We start from the raw sequence: 2,774 nt of genomic DNA on the forward strand, positions 1-2,774 counted from the left end.
GAGATAGCTTGCGCCGCCAAAGTGACGATGCACCTCCAACAGACCCAGCATCAGGTAGGCGTGCGTCCAGATGTCCCAGGTACGCACGCTGGGCTCGCCGTTCCAGCTCACCGGTTTCGGCGGCCGCTGGTACATGAAGCGACGCCCCGGGGCGTACGTGCCCAGGTAGCCGTCGGCCTCCTGCACGGAAACGAGATAGTCGGCCACGCGCAGCACACGACGGCGGAGCGACTCGTCACCGCTGCGGGCAGCGGCACGCGATGCGGCCACCAGCCACTTGCCGGCATGCTCACCGTACCAGTCGCCCTCTTCGTTCAGCGCACGGCGTTCGGGCGCGAACAAGGCAATGGCAGGGCTGTGCTCGTCGASGATGAAATGCGACAGACGGCCCTGGAGGTTCGCCGCGAGCGCCTCGCCGAGCAGGCCATCGAAGTGCGTGACCGCCCTCACGTGGCATCGACCACGCAACGGAATCCGACACAGCCGGAGCGATCCTTGCCTGGTGACATGAGCAGGTACTTGCCGTGCTGATCGAGACGGTAGGCCTGCGGAAAGTACCAGTGCGAGGTCTGCGGCTGGTAGCTGCTTCCACCACGCAGCACGGCAGCGCGCGTATGTTCGTCGAGGAATTCGTCGGTCCACTGCCACACGTTGCCAACCAGGTCGAGCACGCCGAAGGGGCTGGCTGCCTGCGGAAAAGCATCGACATCCGCTGGAGCGCGCAGTTGCCGGCCCCGATTCACAGCCGGAACGAAGTCTTCGCGCCAGTCGTTGCCCCACGGGTAGCGACGCCCGTCGTTACCTTGCGCGGCATATTGCCATTCCCATTCGTGCGGAAGGCGCTTGCCGGCCCAGGCCGCATAGGCACGCGCATCCTCGATCCCCACCCACGTCACTGGCTTGCTCTCCCAGCCGGCTGGCGGCTTGCCGTCCACCCAGTGACGCAGGAAGTTGTGCGCGTCGAGCGGACGCCAATCGGTGTGGTCGAGGAAGGCGGCGTACTGTGCGTTGGTGACGGGCGTACGGTCAATGTGGAAGGACTCCATCTGCATGTGTCGGCGATGTCCGCGACGCGCGCTGCTCTCCCACGGGTACTGCACGTCGTTGCCTTCCCATGTCTGCCCTTCGATCTCGACACCGCCCACGACGAAATCGAACGGGCCCCCAGGAATGGTCAGCATGCCTTCCGGCGCGGTGGCAACGCGCGCGGTCGCCGCCACGGGGCGCATCGTTTGCGGCAGGCTTCGCCACGTCGAGGACAAGGAGGCCAGAGGCGTGATGGACGCTTCGCGCATCGTCGCCAGGAAGCCGTCGAGGCCATCGACGGAGGCACCGGCAGACAGCGCGACCACCGCGCCGAAGCCGCGACCTTCCAGGAGGAAAGCCAGCACCGCCTTGCCATCATGGATTCGCGGTGAGAGCTCCACGCCGTTCCAGGCATCCACGTAGCGGGCGCCTTCGCCATGGGGCACGGCAAGCTGCTCGCCGGCGACCACGTATTCCTGGCGGTTCACCACGGTCCACAGCGTGTATGTCTCCGTCGGAAAGCGACTGGCGAACACGCCAGCCTGCAGGGTGCGCTCGTAGGGACGCCAGTCCATGCTCACCATGGCTGGTGCGAACTGCCGTTCGATGGTGGCAATGCGACGGAGCGACTCGGCGTCGCGCGGCGTCAGCCCGTTCCAGATGCCCCAGACATTCTCCCAGGCGTTGTAACCCACGCCGTTGAAGAAGATGTACTGCAGATCGTGATTACGGTCGCGTCCCCACCGGTTTTCGTAGTTGATCATGTGGCGCGGCTCGAGCCACTTGAACTTCGCCACGGGAGGAATGACCTCGTTCGGCGCCTTCTTGCCCCAGCTCTGTACGTTCCAGATCAGCTGCTCTTCGGCGCTGATCGTGGACTCCGGCTGCAGCACCACGGGGTGCCCCGCCGCGTCGCAAGCGTCGAAGAACGCGCGTGRCACGCCGTTGTAAGTATCGCCATTGACGCCATCCGCACCCACCGCCGCGACCAGCCTGGCCATCGCGTCCCAGTCGCTCTCGTCGGCTGGACGCGTGCCGTTGTCCCAGGGCATCGTGGGCAGGAAGACGCGGACCCCTCGTCGGTGGAAGTCATCCACGGCGACGCGTAGCCCATCCAGACCACCGGGGAGATCGAACGCGAGATCGGTCTTGTTGCGATCGTCGATCCCGATGTTGGGGTAGACGAACCAGATCAGTACGCTGTCGATCCCGCCAAAGCGGGCTTCGAGGTCGTCCAGGTAGCGATCGACGGTATAGCGCCCCGCCACCGGGTCGTAGAAGTAACGATCCTCCACCATCATCTGCGCGTGGACGAAATTGCGCTGAGCCCACTGCAACTCGGGCCGACGATAGTTGGCGTCGTCGTAGCCGATGCGCGTGAGATGTTCGCGGCGCCAGTCGCGTAGCTCGCGTATCCAGTCGTCCGCGCTACCGTCCACGTCCATCTTCCAGTGACCGATTTCGGCGAAGGGCCAGCCGGGCGCCTTGCCCGGGGTCGGCAGATAACGGCCGGTGGTCACATGGGAGAACTTGAACTCGTGGGTTACCCGAGCCGTTTCATCGTGCTCGTCAGGGGACTGGGTCATGGCGGAAAACCTGGGGGTCATGGAAGAGCATGGTAGACGAGGTCGTAGAACGGCCGCGCGAGGCGCGGCAGGTCCTTGCGACCGTCGTCGCGAGGCAGGTGCTGGAGCATGAGGATGGCGACCAGATGCTCGTGCGGATCGATCGTATACGTGGTGGATGCC

Annotated in this window: 2 protein-coding genes; both read right to left on the bottom strand. The window is 65.1% G+C overall.

Going from position 1 to position 2,774, the window contains the following annotated elements; translation table 11 throughout:
- A partial coding sequence (locus AC1DSN_RS20915) for a beta-L-arabinofuranosidase domain-containing protein (protein ID WP_477332639.1) occupies nucleotides 1-450 on the bottom strand: 450 nt, incomplete at its 3' end.
- Nucleotides 447-2,612, bottom strand: a complete 2,166-nt coding sequence (locus AC1DSN_RS20920; protein WP_477332641.1) for a formylglycine-generating enzyme family protein — start codon at nucleotides 2,610-2,612, stop codon at nucleotides 447-449. The genes AC1DSN_RS20920 and AC1DSN_RS20915, both read right to left, overlap by 4 nt.
- Nucleotides 2,613-2,774: the final 162 nt, after the last annotated feature.

The organism is Luteibacter sp. P4_D7_3, assembly GCF_056401735.1.